Raw genomic sequence first — 385 nt, 5'->3', positions numbered from 1 at the left:
TAAGTAATCTCTGCAGGCTTGTAGCTCAGGTGGTTAGAGCGCACCCCTGATAAGGGTGAGGTCGGTGGTTCAAGTCCACTCAGGCCTACCAAATTTTCCCTGAATACTGCGTTGTGGCAAAGCTCGCATACTTCAGTATGCTTCGCTTCACCACGCCTTGTCTCAGGAAAAATTACCGGTAAAGAGATAACTACGATGGGGCTATAGCTCAGCTGGGAGAGCGCCTGCTTTGCACGCAGGAGGTCTGCGGTTCGATCCCGCATAGCTCCACCATCCTTACTGCAAAAAATAAGAAAACTTCAGAGTGTACCTGAAAAGGTTCACTGCGAAGTTTTGCTCTTTAAAAATCTGGATCAAGCTGAAAATTGAAACGACACACAGTCAA

The 385-nt window shown here is 47.5% G+C and carries 2 tRNA genes; both read left to right on the top strand.

The features are described 5' to 3' along the window. Positions 1-14: 14 nt before the first annotated feature. Positions 15-91, top strand: a tRNA-Ile gene (locus PGR10_RS25405). A 106-nt stretch (positions 92-197) separates the two neighbouring features. Next, positions 198-273, top strand: a tRNA-Ala gene (locus tag PGR10_RS25400). The last annotated feature ends 112 nt before the right edge of the window (positions 274-385 follow it).

Origin of the sequence: Klebsiella sp. 141198 (assembly GCF_050600785.1) — a bacterium.
Classification (GTDB): domain Bacteria; phylum Pseudomonadota; class Gammaproteobacteria; order Enterobacterales; family Enterobacteriaceae; genus Klebsiella; species Klebsiella aerogenes.
The sequence above is the reverse complement of the archived record's forward strand: the minus strand, read 5'-3'. Positions and strand labels throughout refer to the sequence as shown.